Raw genomic sequence first — 2,213 nt, 5'->3', positions numbered from 1 at the left:
AAGGATTAAAAGTAAAGAGCCTCTACCTCAGAAGAATTCTGGGACTATTCCTTTTTGGATTGGCCCATCTCATTCTCCTCTGGTTCGGGGACATCCTGCATACGTATGCCTTAACGGGGCTGCTGCTATTATTCTTCTATAAACGGAAAATCAAGACGATGATCATCTGGGCATTCAGTCTGCTCTTAGTTATCAATATTTTGTTCAGCATTTCACTGTTAATGCCAAGCGGCTTACTGCAGAATTTCCAGGAGATGAATGAAGCTGCCTATAACCAACAGTTTGGTGAGTATGTCGCTGCTTATACGACTGCAGGTTTCGGAGAGCTGGTTTCCTACCGGCTGGGCGCGGAACTCGTTCCGCTTATCTTCAATATCATTCCAGCCATGATCCCGGTTCTTGCGATGTTCCTCTTTGGACTTGCAGCAGGCAAGGCCGGTATCTTCAAGCCTGATACTGAACACCTTGGATTCATTCACAAAATCAGGAATATCACCTTCTTAATCAGCATTCCGCTTGTCACGCTGTTGGCCCTATTTAAACTGGAAATCCTGGGGGCCGGTATAAAAAATTCATCCTACGTTCAGCTGTTTACAAGTCTCAGCGGAGTGACTCTATGTTTCTTCTATATTTCAGCTTTGACACTGCTGCTAAGGAAAGAAAATTGGCAAAAGAGGCTGCGCCCACTCGGCTATGCCGGACAGATGGCACTGACAAACTACCTTTCTCAAACCATTATTTGTGTGAGCATCTTCGTCGGGTTCGACCTGTACGAAAAGGTCAGCCTGTTGGCCGGGACACTGCTCGCTCTGGTGATCTTCACCGCTCAAATCATATTCAGTTACTTCTGGCTGAAGAAATTTCAATTCGGCCCATTTGAATGGCTATGGAGATCCTTCACTTATGGCAAACTCCAGCCAATGAAAAAGAAAGAAACTGAACCAGGAGCAAAACGAGCAATACTTTAACACACTAAAGCACTAAGAGGGACTGTCCCTCTTAGTGCTTTAGTGTGTTAAAGGGAAGTTTCGCCTGTCGCTGACTCCCTTCTTCTGCTATACTTCTAGAATACCTTTCATCACAAACAGAACTACAGAGGTGTTCATCATGATCAACGCAACCGGCTGGGTGACCTTTTCCTATACACCCAAAGCCGTCAAAAACTATAAACAAAAAGCCATCAAAACCATCAACGCATTCAGCAAAAATGGCAACAAGTTCGACGTACAGACTGTCACGGCTCCATTCGACCGGGAAGGCGATATCGCCCTGCAGGTCAAATGCAACTTCGATATTTATATGAAAGAACGATACGGCTTCAGAGAAGGCACTGATTACATTCCTGTTGTAGGTGAGGAACTGCAAGGGCTGCTTCCGATGGCCGGTGTGCCGATTACGCAGATTACGAATATACAGCGGGTTTGATGGGTAGGGGGCAGGTACCTCGGCATCTGCTCCTCAACACATTAAATTATCAACATTTCTTCAGCATAAGAGGAGCTTTTAATAAAAAAAGCACGCGCCAACCGCCCTTCAGTATTAGATGACTAGTTACTGAATAAACTCTCAAATATGATTATGTTACCAGAACATCACCACTAGAAAAGTTGAGGGAGTATCAATCCAGTAATACCTAAATAAAGAATACTAACTCAACAGTACTATGAGCTAGTGGGCTTGAAAGTAATTATTTTTTCTCATCTTTTAACTTTTGTTCAAGTTCTTTCAATTCTTCTTTAAACATATCTACACTCTTAATAAATAAATCCAGCATTTCTCTTTTTTCTTCATTATTCAAATGCTCAAATTCAATACAACTTTCTAATGCCTTTTCTAGTTCCTCCTCATTCGTAATATTTTTCCTCTTCGCACCAGAATTTAATTGATTTAGCTCTAAATGCATTTTGTTTATATACCCAGATTGATTATTGTTCCCAACAACCGTATTAAACGAAAAGCTGCTAATAATATCTCTTTGTTCACAAGTCAGTTCGCCGTCTACCGCAAAATCAATGAATAAGAACTCCATCTCTAGATTAACCTCATTGAACATCCCTGACTTGTCAAAACTAAGTTCATGTAACTCACTTTCCTTTACTGATAACATATGTATTCCCTCCAATTAGTTTGTATAGATAAATCTATTGACTATTTTTATTGAAATCATAACCGTACAACAATATTTTATTACTCTTTTACGTGTTCGATTTTGG

At 41.0% G+C, this 2,213-nt stretch carries 3 protein-coding genes; 2 read left to right on the top strand and 1 reads right to left on the bottom strand.

The features are described from left to right. Together BSG1_RS19120 and BSG1_RS19115 are read left to right on the top strand one after the other, a co-directional pair. Positions 1-968: DUF418 domain-containing protein (locus BSG1_RS19120; protein ID WP_006838883.1), on the top strand; the 968-nt coding region annotated here is incomplete at its 5' end. A gap of 139 nt (positions 969-1,107) precedes the next feature. Then, positions 1,108-1,425, top strand: coding sequence for a hypothetical protein (locus BSG1_RS19115; RefSeq protein ID WP_044023201.1), 318 nt, complete (start codon positions 1,108-1,110; stop codon positions 1,423-1,425). Between the two features lie 262 nt (positions 1,426-1,687). Here the strand turns inward: BSG1_RS19115 and BSG1_RS19110 are convergent, their stop codons facing one another. Next, a complete protein-coding gene (locus tag BSG1_RS19110; RefSeq protein WP_006838881.1) occupies positions 1,688-2,107 on the bottom strand; it encodes a hypothetical protein in 420 nt (139 codons plus the stop codon). Positions 2,108-2,213: the final 106 nt, after the last annotated feature.

Source organism: Bacillus sp. SG-1 (assembly GCF_000181495.1).
Lineage (GTDB): Bacteria > Bacillota > Bacilli > Bacillales > Bacillaceae_B > Rossellomorea.
The sequence above is the reverse complement of the archived record's forward strand: the minus strand, read 5'-3'. Positions and strand labels throughout refer to the sequence as shown.